The sequence below is a fragment of the Paenibacillus wenxiniae genome, assembly GCF_039822605.1.
In the GTDB taxonomy this organism is placed as follows: Bacteria; Bacillota; Bacilli; order Paenibacillales; family Paenibacillaceae; genus Saccharibacillus; species Saccharibacillus wenxiniae.
On the sequence record NZ_JBCGUH010000009.1, the window covers coordinates 43,725 to 66,922 of the forward strand.

Below are 23,198 nucleotides of genomic sequence, written 5' to 3' on the forward strand. Positions count from 1 at the left end.
GCGTTGTGCATGCTTCGGTATCATTTTAATCTAAAGCAAACCTTATTATTTGAGCACGACAGCACATGTATAGCGATACATATACAGACTAGTTTGTCAAAATTTATATAAGTAATTGAGCATATTTTAAAGTGTTTATATATCGGTTACTTTAACGAATAAATGTATAGTTCTAAGTGTTTAATTAAGTAGTCTATAAGAACCAATAACTAAAATTTTTATTAAAAAAATAATACTACCTCCGATATAAATAAAATGACATATAAATAGTATGAGTATATGATTTGTAGCTTGTGTAAAGTACCATGCTAAGTCAGGCGAGTATGATCTTAAAACGAAGGCGAGGGGAGAAGGCAAATACCGTTATTAATATGACGATGATTATAAAGCTGCAAACAACAGATTGGTAACATCAGTATATTCAGGTCAATATATTCAGGTCAGTATATTCAGAAGTGATATCGATAGGAGGAGTTATGTAAATCAAGTATACCTCTATTCATTTGGAGCAAGTACGAAACGAATTAGCAATCATTCAAGTAAGGGAGCGTTTAATATGCTTAGATGGATAACCAGAAAAGTGATGATCGTTCTGTTATGTGTAGCTTTCACAATGATCGGTAGAGCTGTGTATGCAGCAGATTATACGTATGATTCGCTAAATCGAGTCATTTCAGCAGAGCATGAAAATGGTGTAACAACGTACAAGTACGATGCTGGAGGCAATTTGTTAAGTATTACATCGACACATACACCAGCTGTACAAAAAAGTAATGTGATTCAAGATTGGACGGCTTATATTACACCCGGCATCAAAGCGCGTTATGAAACGGCAACTGCTGACGTGTACGCATCGTCCGTGACCGATGATGTGTATACAAACGCTACACCAACCGTAACGTCCAATGTGTATGCCAATTCTGGCACAACCACAACCGTAACTTCAGATGTCTATACGCCACCGACAGACAGTCTAGTTGCTCAGTGGATGACCCTTGATGCTAGAAAAGCAGGCGGTGCAAGCATTTATCGCGATATCCCGGTACAAAGCAATACAAGTTATACATACAAAGGCTGGGTGACATCCGATCAATTGCAAAACGCCGTCGTACAGGTCGTCATTAACTACTACAATAGCCAGAATCGTTTGATCCGCTATGATCATGTGCTTGATTTGCAGCAAAATACAACATGGGCACCTTACGCAGCCAGTCTGATAACACCAGCAGGTGCAGTGAAAGCGAGAGTGCATTTACAGGTCGTCTTGCTCAAACCTAATGCTCACGCCCACGCTGGCTTTGCTGACCGCACATTCAAACAAGCGGAGGCGACGTCATGAAGCAATTTCCTGTCAAAGAGTGGTGCACGGCGGTTATGCGCACACGATATCTCAAATGGCTTGGTCTTGTTTTATTTGTATCGTTAGGAATCATGGCGCCACATGTGCAGGCGGCGCAGGCGAATACCATTACGATACCGGCTGGCTGGGAGTATTCGTATACCCATTCCTATTCCAGCGGTATTGATGTGTATGTGCAAGGTCAGCAATTTGAATATGCCGTATACAATCCAAAAGGTCATGCCGAAGAATACGGAACCTATTCCGGTCGCCGAGCTATTTTGATACCTGCGGGTTTCAGCATGGAGATTGCGAATACGTCGTCCAGCGATTTGACGATCAATTCAGGCTCACGACAATTGCAACAAGGTGGCGGTTTCTATCCGGGGCATGCGTTAGTCAGTATGACGCTGCAACCTGGCGATAGCGTTGACGCGCTTAATTTGAGCAGTACAGCAAGCAATACGATTCATATCGGTGGCATCAGTGCCTATCTCAAAACGAATGGCTCTGGAACAGAAAAAATATTTAACCACCACAGTTCAGCGAGCGTTCAAACGGTTGATCAGGGTGGAGATATACTGATTACAAACCGCGATACGCAGCCTTATCTTGTCTATGCGGCTGGAGATAGCTTTTCACTAACGAGCACAAGTCAACCTGCCGATTTTAATTACACGTTACCTGTACAAGGCTCGCTGCAAATGACCAACACCTCTAACAAAACGAACTATGTGTATGTCACGGCAAAGGGCCAGTATGAATACTTTATTTATAACGCGGACGATTCCACGTACAGTTCCGGTCTGACCACATCACCAGATAAAGCGGTGCAAGCGGGTCAGCGACTCGTCATTACGAATACCACATCTGCACCGATTACACTGAATGGGCCATATTATGCATTTGCGACCTCGACCCAGATCGATCCGCCGATGACGACGTACACACTTGCACCAGGAAAAAACTTAAAAGTACAAAATACATCGAACGGCACGGATAAGTTATTTTTAAATGGCGTATATGAGCATGCCGAATACGATGCCTCCGGTAATGTGGCTAATTATAACAATGGCAGCACATTATCGACGTATATGCTCCCAAGCGGCAATACGGTTGTATTTACGAATCCGAGCAGCAGCCAGTCGATCACGATTCGTGTACCGAGGGAAGAAACGAGTGTTTCCAATTCGGATGATCCGGCATTATACTACAACAATTTAGCACCCGGTGGTTCGCTGGAAGCGACTAATCTGACGGGCGGTTATGCGAGCATACAGACGAATAGTCGGTATGATTATGCATTTTACGATAGTCTGGGCATTATGAATTATCAGGCTTACGCTGCTATCAATCAGTTGCAGGTACAGGCTGGACAACGAGTCGCGTTTACGAATGTGGGTGTAACGGTAGACCGGATCTATACGCCTTATGAAGCATTCCGTTTTAGTGTCCATACTCAGCCGATCACATTCACCCAAACCCTGCAACCAGGACAGACGATCAAAGCTGTCAATACGTCACGCTATCCATTTCATGTGAGTGCAGACGGACAGCATCATTATGCAATCTATGGGCAAAAAGACAATAGTGTGTCCGATTATGGATTCCCTGTTAAAGGTGCCAGTTATCTGGTAACCAACAACCAGCTGATCGTTATTACTAATAGCTATACAACGCCGCTAACGATTTCCGGACCTAATGATGCGTTTACGTGGAGCAACCGTACAGCACCAGCATTATACAAAGGTTATCTAAACTCCGGCGATAGTATAAAGGTTACCAATAGTAGCCCGAATACATTCCAGCTGTCTGTACAGGGCACATATGATCAATCGACGTATCAATCCGATCAGTCGCTACAGTCGCTGAATCATAACAGCACAGCAGGCTTGTTGCCACTATATGTCGGTGACCGGACTGTCATTACTAACTCGGGCAATGCGCAACTTGTGCTGCTGGCGCCATATGATGTGACCGGTCTACAATCCAGCGCTGAGCCGGCATTGCTGATGAAGCAACTTGCGCTCAATCAAAGTGCCGAATTTACGAATGTATCCAATGCAGCGGCAACCGTATATTTTACAGGCAAGCATGATTTGATGGATTATGATGCAAAAGGCAATCCGAATACGTATATTCGACAATCGGTTAGTGGCGATCACGAGCTAAGTGCTGCGCAAAAGCTAGCAGTTATGAACCGGGATAACGGACCGATCGACGTATATGGTGCTTATGAATTGTTCAAAGCAATGAATCGCGAGCATCCGGTGACGTTCCACGAGGTGCTAACGAATACGAACAGTCTGAATTTGACCAATACGGCAGGCAAATTATTCAATCTGTATACGAGCGGCGGCGCTTACGATTATGTGTTGCGCGATTCCAATGGGAAGATTAGCAGCATGCAATTGATGGATACCGATCCGATTCAATCGATCGACGCAGGTAATAAGCTGGCGGTGACTGGCTCAACGACGACGCCAGCGGTGCTGGAAGGGCCGTATGATGCCTTTAACATTGAAACTAGAACGAATCCTGCATTGATCAAGCGGACGCTCCAACCAGATGAGTACGTCGATGCGGTTAATGTCGATTCCGGTCCTTCATTACTTGGTGTACAGGGGCATTACAGTCTAGCGAATTATAAAGCTGATGGCAGTCTGAGCAAATATGTGAATGAGATGGCACCTGGAAATACGGCGCTCGCTTCCGGTATGCGCGTAGGTGTGCAAAATGTAGACACAACCGCTACGATCGTTTATGGACCGTATGAATCGTTTGTGTTTAAAGATCGTCAGCATCCGGTAACGTTCAAAACGGTGTTATCGTCCAACGAAACGATCGCCTATGTACAAAATGCACTGCCGAATCTGACACTGTATACGACTGGCACATACGATTATGCGCAGTACAAACGCAATGGTGCACCGGAGAGTTATGGTGTACAACAGACAGAAACGGGCGGTTATATCTGGCAAGGCGATCGCATCGTCATTTCAGGCAGCCCGAATGAACAGGTGACAGTATCGGGTTCCTATGATGGTTTCCAGGCTACACCGGTGCAAGAAAGACCGGTTCTGACCAAAGTGCTGCAAACAGGCGAAAATTACTCGCTACGTAATATTTCACCAGGCGGATTCAGCTTGAAATTAAGCGGTACACATGCTTATCAACTGTATGATGCTTCTGGCAAAATGACGTATAGTTTGGATCATAGTACATCCGGTCTGCATATTTTACAGCCCGGTGTGCGGATTGCGATTACGAGCGAGGATGCCAATTCCGTAACGGTTTGGGCACCAACAGAAGCCGTTCGTGTTACACAGGGCGATGATCTGGCATCCAAAACGCTTGCTCAAGGTCAGAGCATGCGAGCAAACAATACGTCTGCCCAGGCGTCCAGTCTGCTAATCGATGGCACATATGATGTCGCTATATACGATGCATCCGGTCAACCAACAGACGAGTATGGCTATAAAAGCACAGATGAGGCAAACGGAGCCGTATCGATTCCTGTCGGTGGCTATGCGATTGTGACCGCAGAATCGAGCGCAGGCATTATTGTACGAGCGGACAAAACAAGCATTACATTTGCCGATGCGAATCATGCGGCATTGTCGCTGTACACGCTATCTAAAGGCAATATGCTCAAAGTCGTCAATGTGACCGATCACAATCATACATTGTCGGTTAACGGTAGCTTCAACTATTGGACGACGCAAACGGCTGAGCAGCCGGGCAATGGAACAGCATTGATCGGTAGCGGCGATACTGCCATTATTCGCAATACGAGCGCCGGTGCGGAGACGGTGTACAGTCCATACGGATTGTTCCAATGGGCAGAAACGACCGACCCAGTCATTACGCCACCAGCGACTGGCACGCCGATCAGCTCGCTCAATCCGGCAAGTGGCGATCCGCAGACATTTTATGCTGATCCGATCGATACGTCTACCGGTGCACAGATGATTAACAAAAATGTACTGACCGCACACGGCAGTATCGATATCCCGTTTCAGGCACAATACTATTCATTACTGCAAGGGAACGGTGCACTGGGCAAAGGCTGGAGCGATAACTATGCGATCCGTCTGCAAAAAAATGCGACTGACGGCAGTGTGAATGTGTACTGGAATGATTTCCGGTTCAATACGTTTACACGTCAATCGGATGGATCGTACACATCGAATCAAAAAGAAGTTCGTTATGACGGGCTGATTGTCAATGCGGACGGAAGCTATACGCTAAGTCGATATAACCGCACGGCATTGCATTTTGCCGCAGATGGCACATTGCAATCGATGAGCAATAGCGATGGCATCACTGTAAATATGCAGTATGATGATTCCGGCAAATTGACGGCGGTGATCGAGCCGTCTACTGGAGCGAAACTTGTACTGACCTATACTACAACAGGACATGTCGCTACGGTGGCGGATCAATCCGGTCGCAAAGCATCATTTACGTATGACGATAACGGTCAATTGACAGACATAACCGACCCAACCGGCATGGGGACGACATATACGTATGATGCCAATCACCGCATCACTACAGGTGCGCTTGCTGGAAAACAGCTATTCGCCAATACGTATGATGATACCGGACGTGTGACAGAGCAAACGGACGGCATTCCAGGTCATACGACCAAGCTGGCATATAGCACCGCCAATGGACAGATGACGACCACGATCACCGATCGTAACGGCAATGTACAGCAGCGTGTGCATGACGCGCAATATCAACTGGTACAGGTGCAGGATGCATTGGCAGGTAAAACGACGTATACGTACGATGAACAGGGCAATCGCACCAGTATTACGAATGCGCTGAATCAGACGACCCATTTTACGTATGATGACAAAGGCAATGTGCTCAAGGCAACCGACCCATCCGGGCAGTCGATCACCATGACCTACGATAGTCTGGGCGACTTGCTGACAGCGACCGGGCCAGACGGCAGCACGATTACGAGCACTTACGACAATCGCGGTCGTCTGCTAACAACAACCGATACCGAAGGTCATCAAATCAGCTACGCCTACAATGAGCAAGGACAATTAACTTCCGTCACCGATCCACGCGGTGGACAGACACTGTACGGCTATGCGGATCAGCATTTGAGCCAGATTACCGAGCCGACCGGCGAAACGGTAGCGATCGGCTATGATGCAGCAGGACGTATGACCAGCGAAACGAATGCGGCAGGCAATACCGCTCGCATCGTCTACAATGACAGCGATCAACTGGTCGCTACGCTGGATGAGCTGAAAAACAAAACGAGCTATACGTATGACGATCAGAATCATCTGGCCAGTATTACCGATCCAAAAGGCAATGTGACCCACTACAACTACGATGCGAACGGCGAATTGACGGGCATCACGGATGCACTGGGCAACAAGACGAGCATCGCTTACGATGCCGAAGGACAGATGACTGGTGTCAACGATGCGCTTGGACGGACGACGACATTCACCTACGATGCGGACGGGCATCTGCTGAGTGAAACGAATGCGAAAGGCGAAAGCCTGCGTTATACGTATGATGCACTCGGTCGCCCGATCGCCGCTTACGATGGATTAAATCACCAAAGCTATACCGTGCAATACGATACCGCAGGTAATCCAATTAAGTTAACCGATGCGCTCGGCAATACGTATACAAGCACGTATAACGAACTGAACCAGTTAACAGAGACCGCCGATCCACTCGGTCACAAAACAAGCTACAGCTATGACAAACGCAATCAGCTGACCGATGTGACAGACGCATTGCAAGGCCACACTTCCCAGACGCTGGATGCGTTTGGCGATATTACCGCGATGACCGATGCCAACGGTAATGAGGCGCAGTATAAGTACGACCTGCTCGGTCGCCTGACCCGTGAACAGGATGCCGCAGGTGGCAGCCATACGTATGTGTACAACAATGTCGGTCTGGTGAGCAAAGAAACCGATAAAGACGGACGCGATACGACGTATGCGTATGATGCGACCGGACATCTGGTTCATTTTACAGACAACGCAGGTGAAGTGTCGTATGGACAGGATGCGAACCATAACATCGTTTCGGTAACCGGCAGCGACGGCAAAGTGATTCGCCGCACGTTCGATGCGCTCAATCGAGTGGTGAGCTATACTGACGGAGATGGGCATACGATCGGGTACACGTATGATGCGGCTGGACAATTAACAACATTAACGTACCCGGATGGCAAAAAAGTACACTATACGTATGATGGTGCAGGACGCATGTCCACGGTAACCGACTGGGCTGGGCATCAGACAAGCTACACCTACGATGCAGCAGGTCAGCTGGTCACAACGAAGTATGCAGATGGCACACAGGAAAATCGTGCTTACGATGCCGCTGGACAATTGACGAGTTTGACGGTGCTGAATCCAGATGGCAGTACGCTGGCGCAAACGACATATAGCTACGATGCCGCAGGCAATGTGACGAACGAAGATGGTGGGGAGATCGACAGTCCGGCAGGCAGTGTGACCGGAGATGTGTATGGACCGGGGTTATCGCCAGATCCGGGAAGTGATGCGGGTAATAATGGCGGTGGTAATGCGACTGCTGTTACAAACACAAACCAGGTGCAGATGCAAAGCGGAGCAGCTTCCGGTTCTTCTACCCAATCTGCCAACGAACCAATGCCAGCTCCAGCAACCGATACAGCTGTACAGGCAGATGTGTATAGTGGTAGTGATGCTGCTGGCAGTAATCCAGGAGCAGGAAGTGCTGGAATAACCCATCCAACGGTTACGCAGGACACCTATGGCTTACTCGGCGACCTGACAATGACCTATACCGCCGATAATCGTCTGGCAACAGTGAACGGACAAGCAGTACAGTATGATGCCGAAGGCAATATGCTGTATGGTCCCCTGCAAGGCAGTATGCAGGATTACAGCTATGATGCACGCAATCGATTGATCGCAGCTGGCGACGTAAGCTACGGCTACGATAACGAAAACAACCGGACATCGATTACGGTAAACGGCGTGACCACCAAACAGATCATCAACCCACAAGCCGTGTTGTCCCAAGTGCTGATGGAAACGGATGGTAGCGGCAATCCGACCGCATGGTATGTGTACGGACTGGGCTTAATTAGCCGTTACGATGCCAGCGGTAATATGCAAACGTATCATTATGATCTGCGTGGTAGCACGATTGCCCTGACCGATGACAAAGGCAATGTGACGGATACGTACACCTATGATACGTATGGTGAAGAACTCAGCCACGACGGTACGACGAACCAACCGTTCCAGTATGACGGACGGGATGGCGTACAGACCGATCCGAATGGACTGTATCAAATGCGTTCGCGTTACTATAATCCGGAGATTCGTCGCTTTGTGAATCGGGATGTCGTAACGGGTACGATTGCGGATGGTTTGACGATGAACCGGTATGCGTATGTGAATGGCAATCCGGTATCGTATGTTGATCCGTTTGGACTCAGTGCAGAGCGATCCGACCTGATGCGTACAGGATTCAGTATGGCACTGGATGCGATTCCGTTTGTCGGCACGGTGAAAGGGATTCAGGAAGTGTTGACGGGCACGGATTTGATTACGGGTCAGCAGTTGTCGGTAGCGGATCGAGTGGCAGAAGGCGCGGGGACGTTGCTCAGTTTCTTGCCGGATGGGAAGATACTGGGGACGTTTGCAGCGAAGGAAGCGATTGATGGTGGGGAGTGGGCTTGGAAGCAGGTTGGGAAAGAGGCGGAGAAACTTACTGAGGGAACGGGAGATCTTGATTATAAAGAATGGTCAGACATGCCTATTAGCGGTGAAGTACGATTAAATGCTAAGGGAATAAGACTGTTAAGTATTAAGCAACAGAAACAGTATATAAGAAAAATGAAGGATTTATACGGTATAGAAGTGCAAATTGATAGAAACGGAAAAATTTTATCACCAACTCAGGCAGGGGGGTTTCATCCCGAAGATTATTATATTGTACTACAAAGAAATCCTAGTATTTTAGCGGCTGAACATGAAGCATATCATGTTGCTCAATGGAATGAAATTGGCAAAGAAAAATACCTTGAGCAAAGCACTTTACAGAGAGAAGAACATGTTTACAATGAAATTATGAAAAATAAAAGTAGATATAGTGATACTGAGATTCTAGAGGCACAAAAATATATATATTATGTAAGAAATGGTCAATGGCCAATTCAAGGTTGGAAAGGTTTTGAAGAGTAATGGAGGTAGAGAAGTGAAAACAAATATATCAGCAGAACAAGCATTACAAGTTGCTAAAACTTATCATAAACAATATAAAATTCCAGGTATCATTGTAAATGATATAAATAAATCGGTAGTATTCTATGAAAGTATTATGGATATTGACGGCTTTGCTTGGGTGGTATTATCGAAATTAGATTCAGATGGATTTGAAGGTAATGATCATTTTTCTTTAGTTATCTCTGATAGGAAGTCTACTGTAGAGTATGTGCTGGATCATAACGGGATGTCACATGCATATCATCTGGACAATTATTATGACAGTATGACTGATGAAGAATTTGAGGCCTATCTAAAGGATGATAGTGATGTCTAAGTCTTAAAGGAAGTATTTACTTGTGACAAACGAGTATTGCTGCTTGTCCGACGTTTCTTTATATTTAGTCGAAATTTAAGTTATTTCAATAATTTAAAGTAAACTTAAGTTACAATCCCACAGAAGATGGCAACATAAAATCAATAACGCCACATTGCGAGCTAGCCGCTCGTGATGTGGTCTTCTTTGTTTATTTCTGTCACTGTCTCAGCGGTTGATGAATAGAACCCACCCAGTGCGGGATGCATCGGGTGGCTAAGCTCAGGCAGATTTGACCCATGTAATACTTATATAAATATTTCTTCTTTTCGGTTGTATGCACATCAAATGCTTTAATTTTATAACCTTATCTAAAACAAGTCGATTATGTTCAGATACTACCATAATTGACCTGTTTTTTCTTATCCTTATTTTTTAGAAATCACTCGCAATTATAGACTACCCTATCATGATTATAAAACGAAGATAGCAGTAAATCATATCTTTTAAGTGGTTGATATGTCTTTAAAAATTCTTGGTATTCCGTCATATCAGTATCAATTATGTAGACTATAAGAAGGTTTACTCGGCGACCTGACAATGACCTATACCGCCGATAACCGTCTGGCTACAGTGAACGGACAAGCAGTTAAGTATGATGCCGAAGGCAATATGCTGCATGGTCCCCTGCAAGGCAGTATGCAGGATTACAGCTATGATGCACGGAATCGATTGATCGCAGCTGGCGGCGTAAGCTACGGCTACGATAACGAAAACAACCGGACATCGATTACGGTAAACGGCGTGACCACCAAACAGATCATCAACCCACAAGCCGTGTTGTCCCAGGTGCTGATGGAAACGGACGGTAGCGGCAATACAAACGCATGGTATGTGTATGGACTCGGCTTAATTAGCCGCTACGATGCTAATGGTAATATGCAGACGTACCACTATGATCTGCGCGGCAGTACAATCGCGCTGACCGATGCGAAAGGGAAGGTAACGGACACGTACACCTACGATACGTATGGTGAAGAACTCAGTCACGACGGTACGACCAACCAACCATTCCAGTATGATGGACGGGATGGCGTACAGACCGATCCAAACGGGCTGTACCAAATGCGTTCGCGTTACTATAATCCGGAGATTCGCCGCTTTGTGAATCGGGATGTCGTAACGGGTACGATTGCGGATGGTTTGACGATGAACCGGTATGCGTATGTGAATGGCAATCCGGTATCGTATGTTGATCCGTTTGGACTCAGTGCAGAGCGATCCGACCTGATGCGTACAGGATTCAGTATGGCACTGGATGCGATTCCGTTTGTCGGCACGGTGAAAGGGATTCAGGAAGTGTTGACGGGCACGGATTTGATTACCGGTCAGCAATTATCGGTAGCGGATCGGGTTGCGGAAGGCGCGGGGACGTTGCTTAGTTTCTTGCCGGATGGGAAGTTGCTGGGCACGTTTGCAGCGAAGGAAGCGATTGATGGTGGGGAGTGGGCTTGGCGAGAGTTGAGTAAAGAGGAACGTTATGCTAAACCTTCTGAATTATTTAGGGAAGGTACTTATGCACCTGCTGGTCAAAGAATTGCTCCAAAGAACTTATACCGTGAGTTAAATAAATCTCAAGTAGGTAAGGAAACAATCAATCTAATTGAAAGTAATAATACAAAAATCAGGCTTGATTATGGGGAAGTTCCAACAGACGCATCTGGTAATCAAATTCTTGGGAAGGCTAATATGAATACTAATACTGCTACGGTTTTTGTTCGAGAAACTGAATCTATAGTTAGAACTGCACAAACTATTATCCACGAAGTAACGCATACTTCACTTAATAATCCTATTTATACACAACGTGAAGAAATTATTGCGTTTATGAGGGAGGCTCAACATATAAAAAATAACCTTTCTTACGGTGAGATTCGAGCTATTATTGAAGAAGTAAAATCACTTTACCCTAATATTCCTTATAGATAAGGAGATGATTCTATGAACCCTTCTGACAATAATGATTTGGAACAAGATATTGATGTAAGAGTAATAAGAGGGGATAAAGTCCCCTGTCCAATATGTGGACAAATATTGATATATCAACAAGCAGAGGATGGAAAACACCCTGCTATTATTTGCCCTAATGAGGACTATTCGGTATTGTTGGAAGTAAAACAAAATGATATTTTAGAAAAATTAGGACTTAGAAAGAAAAGATAAACTGAAAATTATTAGCTTGTTTGTCCTTGATTGACTTGAAGTCTTTCAAGGACTTTTTTTATTTTAGGAAGCGATTGATGGTGGGGAGTGGGCTTGGAAGCAGGTTGGGAAAGAGGCGGTTGAAGATGTTCGTAAAAGCGTGGGTAGTGCATATGATCACGTATATACGTCCACTAAACCGCTAGATGATCTATTCCCTGAACTTAAGGGAGTCAATCCGCATTATGTAGACGGGGCTGGAGCTGGAGTCAATATTAATTGCGTTTCTTGTACCAATGCTGCTCATCAACGAATTATGGGTATTGACATGAATGCCGTTGCTGAAAAATCAACTAGATACGGTACGATGAAAGAACTAGTTCCATCTGCGCCATGGGGATTTCACATGAGAAATTTAAATGTTGATGAGGTCAAAACAATTATGCGTGAAGCTGGAGATGGTTTTGCAACGGCTCTACTTTTGAATCAAGGCCCTATAAAGCATGTTATTAATGTAATCAATAAAAATGGAGAGATTTATTTTGTTGATACTCAAATAGGAAAGATAGTTGAGTTAAATCCAAATGTCATATTAGATGTGGGGAAACCATAAGATGAAAAATACCGATAAACAAATTACATTTGAAACTGCACGAACAATTGCAGAGAAAGCTGCAAGCGAGCAGTTGAAAGACTATGCGAATGAAGAAACATCATTTTTAAGCCATGAGTTTATGGAGGCAGAATACTGCTGGTTTTTTTTCAGGAATAAGAATATCTTCGGACCGCCTGAACAAGTATTGAGATGGGATTGTGCATTTGCAGTCAGTAAGAAAGGTGAACTTAATCTTATCGGAGATTTCTCTGAAGATGCTAAAGAACTAGAAGATTATTTGCAAAAAATGTCTAACTATTTTAAAGAACGCGGACTTTGATTTGAGAGTCGTTGTTGTATAATTCATATCTAATATTAAGCTCTCATATTAGATATGTTTATGTTCAAAGACCTTGAAGGTAAAAAGCCTTTCAAGGTCTCTTTTTTAGGGGATTACTGAATAAGAAGACTTTAGTAGAACAGGTGAGTATCTGTCTTCTCGCTACTAAAGCCTAGAAAGAATCGCAATATAGTGACGGGCACAATTACCGATGGGTTAACAATGAATCGGTATGCGTATGTGAATGGTAATCCGGTGTCGTATATTGATCCGTTTGGACTGAGTGCGGATGGAGCGGATTGGCTGAAGCAGGGCGGAAGCTTTGTAGCGGATGCGATTCCATTTGTAGGTACGGCGAAGGGACTGCAAGAGGTGTTCACTGGCGTGGATCTGATTACAGGGGAGCAGTTGTCTGTAACGGATCGAGTCGCGGCAGGTGGAGGAACGCTGCTGAGCTGGTTGCCGGGTGGTAAGGTGGCTGGAAAATGGGCGGTGAAAGGTACCGTTGAAGGCGGGACCTGGTTAGTTGGAAAGCTTGGGAAAGTCAAAGTAAATGAAGTTCAAGCTGTAGAGAAGCAAGGTTTGCGATTGAAGCTGGATTTGCAGTTGTTTGCTAAGAAAAAGGATGAAGGTAGTGGTTTGTTTGTGCCTGATGAATATTGGGGAAGAAAGGCTCCAATTTATAATACACCAGGTTTAAAATATGATCATTATAGAGAATACAAAGGAAAAGTTGAGAGATCTACAGTGATCTATGATAATTTTGGAAGACAAAGTTATCGAGTTGACCATTCGGATCATAGTATGCCTAAAGATCATTCAATTCCCCATTTACATGAATATAAGTTTGAGACAGGGTATGCTGACCAGGGTAAAGAGTTTGATTATCATTTTTGGAATGATGAGAGGTGAATGTAATATATGGAATTCATAAAAAATTTTCGTATTATCTCTGAGAAATTGTCTTACTTTAGAGAAAAAGATATAAAGTTAGTTACAGGTATAAACTATTATATTGATTACAATGAAAATGGAGACGAAGTATCATTTTTGGAAGTGGCGTATATTTTAGAGCCAATTAAAGTTAATGGTGATAGATATAAACTGCTCTTAAAGTTCAACGAAGTGACTTCTTTAAATATTACAAACTTCGGAGGAGCTTTTAATCAAATGATTGGCTTCAAAATAACAGATATGAAGGATCGTAATTGGGAATCTAGTCATAGATATTATGTTCATGATTACGAGAATGACACAATGAATTTTTACTGCAAATCAATTTCAGCATTATTATTTGAAAAGTTGTAATTCAAAAAACCTTGAATGGTATGAAGCCATTCAAGGTTTCTTTTTTAGAATAGTAAGTTACATAATAAAGCATGGTATGTATACGGACTCGGACTGATCAGCCGCGAAGACGCAGCCAGTAACGATCAAACATATTACTACGATATGCGCGGCAGTACGATTGCCCTGACCGATGCAAACGGTCAGATCACGGATACGTACACATACGACACGTATGGCGAGCAAGTGGAGCATGACGGCGATAGCCAGCAACCATTCCAGTACAACGGACGCGACGGCGTACAGACCGATCCGAATGGCTTGTACCAGATGCGTGCACGCTACTACAACCCGGAGATCAAGCGCTTTGTGAACCGCGATGTAGTGACAGGAAGTATCGGTAATGGATTGACGATGAACCAGTATGCGTATGTGAATGGTAATCCGGTATCGTACATTGATCCGTTTGGATTGAGTGCGGATGGAGCGGATTGGCTGAAACAGGGCGGAAGCTTTGTAGCGGATGCGATTCCATTTGTAGGTACGGCGAAGGGATTGCCACTGGCGGATTCTAATTATTTAAGATGCTTGAAAAGACTAGAGTAAGTAAAGTTCAAGAAGTAGAGAAGCAAGACTTCCGATTAAACCTACATTTGTTAGGAGAATAAGAATGAATAATTATGTAATATCTCTCATGAAGAAATGGACTCATTTTTTGAGCAACAGAAAATGTCAAATGTTGTTTATCTATAAGATGAGGATGATAATGAGCGATTAGATCACATTGTTTTTTTCGAAAAGGGGGATAGGTCTAATTTAGGTTTGTATATACGAGGTTTAAATTCTTTATTTTCTGTTCATAAAATTTATGAATTAGACGATTTTAATTTATTTGCAAGTTATGAGAAGTTAAGTGAAAATATAGAAGAGTTTGGGCTTAGCCTAGATTACATCTTCTCTCATATTAACTCTGAATATAATGAGCTGCTAAGCATATATTTATCTAATAGCAGCAAATCTCAGTCCATATGAATATCATTTTTGCAAAATAAGATTGAGTTATTAAAGAATTGTACATGTTCAGATATAAAAAATATGCTAGAAATTAGGTGTTTGCAAGAAGGCTATACAAGTTATGAGCAATATCATAACGAAGAATGGAGTAAAATAACAACTGTAGATGAAGAATAGTGTATACAGAGTGTTAGATACTGATAAACAAATTACATTTGAAGCTGCGCATAGCTAGTTCTTTTTCAGCAATCGCAATATTAAAGAGCCGCCTTAACAGGTTTTGACAGGGGATTAGGCTTATGCAGTTAGTAACAAAGGTGAATGAAGCGAAATTGGCATTACGCTGGCGATTGAGTAAAGCTGGAGCAGTATTTACATAAAATTTTGGATTATTTTAAAGAAAGACAGCTTTAGACCAGGGAGGAAATCTCATGAAACTACCGATACAATACGGCGAAAATATTATCGTTGCTGTGATCTATAATGGTACGTGGAGCTGGTATGTTACGGACAAGGAATACTGGTATTTGGATTTAACCAAATTAGAACAGGCTTATTTGGATAAAGGGTATCAATGGCCTAACGTGGGTGACTATTCGGAGCGCTTTGATATTGCGTTATTAAATGAGGATTCAGCAGCAGATTTTCTACATAAAATAAATGAATTTAAAGTCAGTGTGGTGGAATTAAGCGAGTTATTATTAAAACTAGATGATACACAATTGGCTCAACCGGATTCGCTTACGGAGTTTACTCCAGCATTGTTAGTTGATTTTGATGAGAAAGTACTTATATCTTATTTTCCAGAACCTGCATCGTTTGAATATTATATACCGAATGACTGGATAGGTCGGTATGAAAGTTTTATGGATCAAGTGCCGCCGCAGGAAAAATATTGGATCATACAGGGGAAAGATTATTTTTCGAATCGATAAATGAATATATGTACTTTGTTCATAATTAGATGTCCACATCATTCAATTGAATTTAGTGGCTATACTGGACATATAGAATGCCTAAACGAAATAGTTTGGCTGAAAACAGATCATAATGACGAAGAGACTTTTTATAAGTGTGGCAGCAATAATGATCTGAGTACTGAGAGTTTAATCTGAAATAAAGAGAAGCGAATAAGTAAAGAAGCATTTCAATCCATACACCATAACCAAAGGAGTGAAACCTATGCCACCATCCTTATCCCGCACCGAACTGATCGAACTCGTCCAACGTATTCTGGACGGCGAAGGCAGCGAGCAACAGCAGGACGAATGGCTGGACTTGTTAATCCGTCAGGTGCCACATCCCGAAGTGAGCAATCTTATTTTCTGGAATGATGAAGATTGGACAGCAGCGCAGATTGTGGATGAAGCGTTAGCGTATCGTCCGATAGTGCTTGGTGGAGAAGGAAACGAAAGTGAAAGCTAATTCCGTTTACATCTATCCAGAGCACGATACGATACCGTTTTATTTGGATCACATATGCATGCGCACGGGTGAGCGGAGAAGTTGGCAATTTGTCTGGCACCTATTCATTTGATCCGGTAGGTTATACATCGCCATCGCAAGCGTATGATTCCTATCCATCCCACACACTCTATTACAATTGCTAGGCGATTGAATCCGCCCGCAGCGCTGGCAACATGGCTCAAGGAAGCTGCGGAGCCGGAGAGATTGGACGACATGTAAGGAAGAGAGAAGAGGATTTGTTACAATTAGCCTACGAGCTATAATTTGATGCTTAGGCTATATAATTAAAATAAATGGGCTAATCATTGTCAGCATTCTCATCAGAACTCCCATCAACAGTACCTAATCCATCTGTTACAGTATTTATCGCTCATAGCTAACAAAAATAAACCGCCGTAGGATAGCCTATTCTGCTACATACGGCGGTTTTTATTTGGACAATTGTGTATAAAATGATGCCCTATTGTCAGATGTCCCTATTTAACGAAGGGCAAAGCATGTTAAGCCAAATCTAATCCGTAAAATACATCCAAACGCTGCTTACAGCACTTTCTCCAGGAAGCTAATCGTGCGCTCATGCTTCGGACTGCCAAATACTTGCTCTGGTGGCCCTTCTTCCACGATATAACCGCCATCCATGAAAATAACACGGTCCGCAACTTCACGAGCAAAGCCCATTTCATGGGTAACGATCATCATCGTCATGCCTTCACTTGCCAGATCTTTCATAACGCCCAGCACTTCACCAACCATTTCCGGGTCAAGTGCAGAGGTGGGTTCGTCAAACAGCATAATATCCGGATTCATTGCCAGTGCGCGTGCAATCGCTACACGCTGCTTCTGACCGCCGGACAGGCTGCCTGGAAAAGCATTGGCTTTATCCGCCAGTCCAACACGATCTAGCAGCTGTAGTGCCGTTTTACGCGCTTCTGCTTCGGATTGCTTTTTCAGTTCGACTGGAGCGAATGTGATATTTTTCAGCACGCTCATATGCGGAAACAGATTAAAGTGCTGGAACACCATCCCGATATTTTCACGAACTTTGTTAATATCGGTACGGCTATCGCTGATGTTGTAATCGTCGACGATCACTTCACCGGCAGTCACTTCTTCCAGCTTGTTCACGCAGCGCAGCAGCGTACTTTTACCAGATCCAGATGGGCCAATCACACAGACCACTTCGCCTTCTTCCACCTGCATGTTGATATCTTTTAAGACTTCGTTGGAGCCATAGCTCTTTTTGAGGTTATTGACTTGAATTTTACCCACGGCGTGTTCTCCTTTCGACACTGTCTGCCAGTTTAGTCAGGATCGTGATGACGATCAGGTACATGATTGCGACCATAGACCAGATTTCAAATGATGCATAATTATCTGCAATGATAATTTTACCAGACTGGGTTAGCTCAATCAGGCCAATAGCAGACATGATTGATGTATCTTTCAGCGTAATAACTAACTGATTAATGAACGATGGAATCATAACTTTAATCGCTTGCGGAAGAATAACTTTAATCATTGCTGTACGATGTGTAAGACCGAGAGAGCGTGCTGCTTCCATTTGTCCTTGATCAATTGACTGAATACCACCACGAATAATCTCTGTAACATATGCGCCTGCGTTTAAACTGAGTGCCAGTACAGCACCAACAATTAAAGGCATTTTGAAGCCAAATGCGGCTGGCAAACCAAAGTAAATGAAGAAGCCGAGTACGATTAGAGGAATACCACGGAACACATCTACAAAAATGGTTGCAATTGCACGTCCGAACTTGTTATGTCCAACTTTCATGAACGCGAAGATCAAACCAAGAATGAATGCGAAAAATAATGACATGATTGTATATAACAAAGTCATGCCAAGTCCCTTTAACAGCTCAGGGAATGCCGCACTCATGATCTCCAGACTACTTTTTGGTGGAGGTGGTGTAGTTGATTCTTGTCCTGGTGTAGAGGAGCCTAGGTATTTGGCAACAATACTATCGTATTGTCCATTAGCTTTGAGGTTAGCTAGACCAGTATTGAATTTTTGCATTAACTCTGTATTACGACCTTTATTAACTGCAAAGCCGTAAGGAGCACCTTTTTCTTTTTCGGTTACTGTCTTTAACTGCAAGCCTTGTTGGATTGCGTAAGCAATAACTGGATAATCATCAAAGCATGCTACAGAGTTGCCAGACGTAACTTCTTGATACATTTGAGCAGAATCATCGAATGGTACCAGAGTGAATCCATATTTGTCCTTAATCGAACTAGCAAAAGAATAGCCCTCTGTCCCTGTTTTTACAGCAACACGTTGACCACGTAAATCTTCATAACCTTTGATTGTGTCATTCTTTTGTCCAACAGCCATAACAACGCCAGATTCATAATATGGCTCTGAGAAGTCGAAAGTTTGTTTTCGCTCGTCAGTAATGCTCATACCTGCGATCATGCCATCGATTTGGTTGGCTTGTAGCGCTTGAAGTGCCGCATTAAAACCAAGTGGGCGAATTTCGTACTTAAAGCCCTGATCTTGTGCAATAGCAGCCATCAAGTCCATATCGATTCCAATATACTTGCCATCACGTTGGAACTCAAAAGGTGCGAATGTAATATCTGTTCCGATAAGATACGTCTTGCCTTCTTCCGATTGAGCGACCGCGCTTGGACTCCAGCTTGCGGTACACACGCCGAAGAAAAGAAGGAACGCAATGGATAACCACATAAACCTGGATTTCTTCATAATATCCTCCATTTCATATATGCCAAAATTACGAGTTTGTGATGGTCGTCGACAATGCTCTACTGAGCCAGTGAAGAATGAGTATGCCTTCACATTGTATGTAACATTTAATGTCTCACACCACATGTCTTCTTATTCTACAAAAAAAAATTTGAATTGACTATAGCGCTGTGAAGCTTAAACGAGCGAAATTTAGCAAAAAATCCAGAACTGGTGGCATATAACCTGCCGGAAACAATTTTTTCGATAAAACGATTAGGGTAAAAAATCAACGGTTGTCAGCATCGTAGCAGGCAACGTATGATAAAAAGCAATGATCATACGCATTGCAATCCACATTTTTTTCTAAAGTCGCCTTTTACAGGAAAATAGAATGGGATAAATGGATAGCAGGCAACGATAGTATGTTTAAACTTCAGCAATAGAAAGGAAACGATAATAATGAAATCTGTTATTTTAGACGTAGACACAGGCATCGATGATTCGATGGCTATCGCTTATGCCGTACATTCGCCAGAGCTGAACGTACTTGGTATTACAACCGTATTTGGCAACATCACTGTAGAAGAAGCAACACGCAATACACTGGTCGTACTGGATCAGTTGGAGCGCCCGCTGTCGGTATATCCGGGAGAGGCTAAGCCATTAGAGCGCGATTATACGAAACCATTTGCCCGTCACATTCATGGCGAAGATGGCATCGGTAATCAGTATCGTGAGCCTTCTACCAGACAGCCCCAATCGCTATCCGGTCCGGAATTTATCGTTCAACAGATTATGGCTAATCCCGGCGAGATCACCGTCATCGCCGTAGGCCCACTCACTAATATCGCTCGGGCTTTACAATTAGAGCCGCAAATCGCCGAGCATATCGACCGCCTGATCGTTATGGGCGGCGCCGTAACGGTACCCGGCAATGTCACACCTTTTGCCGAAGCGAATACGTATTCCGATCCTGATGCCGCAGCGATTGTATTCAGCTCCGGTATGCCCGTCACACTCGTCGGCTTGGATGTCACGATGCAAACACTGCTCACGTCTGCGCATCTGGAACAATGGCGTAGCCTGAACACCAGTCTGGCCACCTTCCTTGCCAATATGACTGACTTTTACATGGAAGCCTACAAAGGCGTCATCACTAGCGGCCGCGGCTGCGCCCTACACGATCCACTAGCTGTCGGCGTAGCGATCGACCCTACCTTTGTCCGTACCGAATCTTACGCGGTACATGTAGAATGCGTTGATGCCGATTCTCTAGGCAAAACAACTGGCGTACACGACAGCCAGGCTTCACATATCGATGTCGCGCTGGATGTCGATGCCGATCGCTTCGTACACCATTTTCTCAGCCACATTGTGTAATGATCGCTATGAGGAAGGCATGATCGTGGTGCACCGAACACAATCATCAAGTCGTTGCACGTTACGATAAGCTAAGCGTCCATATAAAGTAGGTAAACATAAACCAGCGTCATTTCAAAATGGAACGTTACCGCTTGCACGATATCTATAAATATATCTATAAACTAACCGTACCTCTTAATAAGAGGTACGGTTTTTTTGAAAACAGGACCTGTGGAAGAGCATGCTAGCAACTGGATCAGTCTAATCTATGGAATATTGTGTAGTTGTAACTTGAAGCGTCAACGTTGACATTCAATCGTGTGAAGAAATAACCAACTATAATAGATGCAGCAGCATGCAAGATGATAGACGAAATCTGAATTGTTAAATATTATAGGCTGTATGCACAATCTTTATGGTGAAAGGCTTAGAAATAATAGGGGATGAGTAGATATAAATGGTCGAATGCTACTCATAAAAAAACGCAAGAAGGATTGCAAAATACGGTTACAAAGCTAACATTGAGCAAGAGCAAGAGCAAGAGCAAGAGCAAGAGCAAGAGCAAGAGCAAGAGCAAGAGCAAGAGCAAGAGCAGCAGACTACAATAATAGGCATAAATTGAGACTCAAGAGTAAAATGATGGCTATTACGTCGAAAAGCTCTTGTTTCGTATGATGCGACCAGCACAGAACGGAGGGAAGGAAATAAGGGGAAAGGGCGACTTTGGAGGGGCGAGAATCTACATACTATCCCAATCCATAGATTCTCGCGGCTCCACCCGAGTCCGTCCCCTTATTCCTTCCCGAAGTGGTGTACGCCCAAACCAAACAACCCCCCCAGAAACCAGTTCATTCTCACTTGCTCAACCCCTTATTATCCATTTAATGTAATAAATAGCATAAAATCAAGATTTTAAGCTTCGAAATAAGCGAATAAGCCCTTTTTTATTGTGACGAATGTCTAAATACGGTATATTGAAGTAGATGAACAATTTGCAAACGGACACTTGTGTACACTTCAAAACAATAAGCGTTTACATGTCGTCCCTATGCAACATTTTCCCTCTGCAAGCAGGAGCGGATCATGTGCGCAATATACTGAAATTATGAAATGATTTCGACAATGAACATCATGTATACTGCTTCCTGCTTTACTCAGCATCCATCATGGATTCACAGCTTGCAGATCGATTGGATTGATAATTTATATAGTAAGGCCAGGTGTACTCAATGAGCAGCAAAAATCCGAGGCGACAAGATGCATTATCCGCAGCACAACGCAAACTCGAGACCCTGCGCATTCTTGAAGCCGAAGGCACAGTCCGCGTATCCGGATTAAGCCGCCGCTTCAATGTGACAGAAGAAACGATTCGGCGTGATCTGGAACGTTTGGAACTTGAAGGTATCGTTGTGCGTACGCACGGTGGCGCGGTATTTAACCGTAACCGTGAGCAATACGAATCTCCTGCTGTACAGCGGGAAACGCAAAATATTGAAGAGAAAAAGGCAATTGTGGAGCATGCGTTATTGCTTATTCAACCCGGCGATGTGATTGCACTGGACGCGAGCACAACCTGCTTGCATCTGGTCAAACAATTACCGAACCGTCCGTTAACTGTGCTTACGTATTCTCTAGCTATCGCGAATGAGCTTGTGCCCAAGACCGAGATCAATGTAATTTTGATCGGTGGTTATTTGGATCGAGACTCGATGGCAAACACGGGTATTCATGCGGAAAAGATGGTAGAGAGCTACCATGTGGACAAGTTTCTGTTTTCCTGTCACGGTTTTGATCTAAGCCGTGGATTGACCGAACCTTCTGAAGCGCATGTGCAACTGAAAAAGAAAATTATTGAGATTTCCGATGAACTGATTTTGCTAACCGATAGCTCCAAGTTCCGTCGCAAATCGCTGGTTCGTTTCCTCGGCATGGAAGACCTGAACCGTTTCATTACCGACGATCAATTGCCGGAAGAGGCGATTCACGAACTGGAGGAAATGGGCGTTGAGGTCATCGTTGTCGATTAACCGCATCAGGCATGACTAGCCGCACTGTAGCGACAGGGCGGCTTTTTGTTATGTCTATCGATTCCATTATATTCATTATTACAGCGATGAAGACTAGAGAGTATGATTACAGTGATCAAGCCTAGCGAGTACAGCATCAGTGTGGAAGATTGTGATTACACACCAAATCAAATAGAAACAAAACTGAAAATGAACATAAATGTAAAAGTAGAGCGATGTCAAATAAACTAAAGCGGAATAGTGGAACAAAGAACAGATACGAAGAACAGAGAAACATAACACGAACAGAG

General features: G+C 43.8%; 16 protein-coding genes. 14 read left to right on the forward strand and 2 right to left on the reverse strand.

Annotation, left to right across the window (positions count from 1 at the left end; translation table 11 throughout):
* The first annotated feature begins 556 nt into the window (after positions 1-556).
* From AAHF22_RS16370 to AAHF22_RS16425, 12 genes are all read left to right on the forward strand, one after another.
* Positions 557-1,339 carry an RHS repeat domain-containing protein gene (locus tag AAHF22_RS16370; protein ID WP_347326096.1) on the forward strand — a complete coding sequence of 261 codons (783 nt, stop codon included), beginning with the start codon at positions 557-559 and terminating at the stop codon, positions 1,337-1,339.
* Positions 1,336-9,570 (forward strand): zincin-like metallopeptidase toxin domain-containing protein, encoded by an 8,235-nt coding sequence (locus tag AAHF22_RS16375; protein WP_347326097.1) that lies wholly within the window; start codon positions 1,336-1,338, stop codon positions 9,568-9,570. Before AAHF22_RS16370 ends, AAHF22_RS16375 begins: the two co-directional genes overlap by 4 nt.
* 13 nt (positions 9,571-9,583) lie before the next feature.
* Positions 9,584-9,928, forward strand: a complete 345-nt coding sequence (locus AAHF22_RS16380; RefSeq protein ID WP_347326098.1) for a hypothetical protein — start codon at positions 9,584-9,586, stop codon at positions 9,926-9,928.
* Positions 9,929-10,507: 579 nt separating this feature from the next.
* Positions 10,508-11,896: an RHS repeat-associated core domain-containing protein gene (locus AAHF22_RS16385; protein WP_347326099.1), complete on the forward strand. Its 1,389-nt coding sequence runs from the start codon at positions 10,508-10,510 to the stop codon at positions 11,894-11,896.
* Between the two features lie 12 nt (positions 11,897-11,908).
* Positions 11,909-12,130 (forward strand): hypothetical protein, encoded by a 222-nt coding sequence (locus AAHF22_RS16390; protein ID WP_347326100.1) that lies wholly within the window; start codon positions 11,909-11,911, stop codon positions 12,128-12,130.
* Between the two features lie 139 nt (positions 12,131-12,269).
* Complete coding sequence (locus AAHF22_RS16395) at positions 12,270-12,722, forward strand: toxin glutamine deamidase domain-containing protein (RefSeq protein ID WP_347326101.1); 453 nt, start codon at positions 12,270-12,272, stop codon at positions 12,720-12,722.
* A 1-nt stretch (position 12,723) separates the two neighbouring features.
* Positions 12,724-13,044 carry a hypothetical protein gene (locus AAHF22_RS16400; RefSeq protein ID WP_347326102.1) on the forward strand — a complete coding sequence of 107 codons (321 nt, stop codon included), beginning with the start codon at positions 12,724-12,726 and terminating at the stop codon, positions 13,042-13,044.
* Positions 13,045-13,236: 192 nt separating this feature from the next.
* Positions 13,237-13,956 (forward strand): pre-toxin TG domain-containing protein, encoded by a 720-nt coding sequence (locus tag AAHF22_RS16405; RefSeq protein WP_347326103.1) that lies wholly within the window; start codon positions 13,237-13,239, stop codon positions 13,954-13,956.
* A 9-nt stretch (positions 13,957-13,965) separates the two neighbouring features.
* Positions 13,966-14,352: a PIM8 family immunity protein gene (locus tag AAHF22_RS16410; RefSeq protein ID WP_347326104.1), complete on the forward strand. Its 387-nt coding sequence runs from the start codon at positions 13,966-13,968 to the stop codon at positions 14,350-14,352.
* Positions 14,353-14,496: 144 nt separating this feature from the next.
* Complete coding sequence (locus AAHF22_RS16415) at positions 14,497-14,937, forward strand: RHS repeat-associated core domain-containing protein (RefSeq protein ID WP_417629381.1); 441 nt, start codon at positions 14,497-14,499, stop codon at positions 14,935-14,937.
* 839 nt (positions 14,938-15,776) lie between these two features.
* Entirely contained in the window at positions 15,777-16,280 is a 504-nt protein-coding gene (locus AAHF22_RS16420; protein ID WP_347326105.1) for a hypothetical protein, read from the forward strand.
* A gap of 247 nt (positions 16,281-16,527) precedes the next feature.
* Entirely contained in the window at positions 16,528-16,770 is a 243-nt protein-coding gene (locus tag AAHF22_RS16425; protein ID WP_347326106.1) for a bacteriocin immunity protein, read from the forward strand.
* 582 nt (positions 16,771-17,352) lie between these two features.
* Here the strand turns inward: AAHF22_RS16425 and AAHF22_RS16430 are convergent.
* Together AAHF22_RS16430 and AAHF22_RS16435 are read right to left on the reverse strand one after the other, a co-directional pair.
* Positions 17,353-18,081: an amino acid ABC transporter ATP-binding protein gene (locus AAHF22_RS16430; RefSeq protein WP_347326107.1), complete on the reverse strand. Its 729-nt coding sequence runs from the start codon at positions 18,079-18,081 to the stop codon at positions 17,353-17,355.
* Positions 18,074-19,537: an amino acid ABC transporter substrate-binding protein/permease gene (locus tag AAHF22_RS16435; RefSeq protein ID WP_347326108.1), complete on the reverse strand. Its 1,464-nt coding sequence runs from the start codon at positions 19,535-19,537 to the stop codon at positions 18,074-18,076. The genes AAHF22_RS16430 and AAHF22_RS16435 overlap by 8 nt, the downstream gene beginning before the upstream one ends.
* Positions 19,538-19,978: 441 nt before the next feature.
* Between AAHF22_RS16435 and AAHF22_RS16440 the strand changes: the two genes are divergently transcribed.
* Positions 19,979-20,899, forward strand: a complete 921-nt coding sequence (locus AAHF22_RS16440) for a nucleoside hydrolase (RefSeq protein WP_347326109.1) — start codon at positions 19,979-19,981, stop codon at positions 20,897-20,899.
* A gap of 1,211 nt (positions 20,900-22,110) precedes the next feature.
* Positions 22,111-22,908, forward strand: coding sequence for a DeoR/GlpR family DNA-binding transcription regulator (locus AAHF22_RS16445; protein ID WP_347326110.1), 798 nt, complete (start codon positions 22,111-22,113; stop codon positions 22,906-22,908).
* Positions 22,909-23,198: the final 290 nt, after the last annotated feature.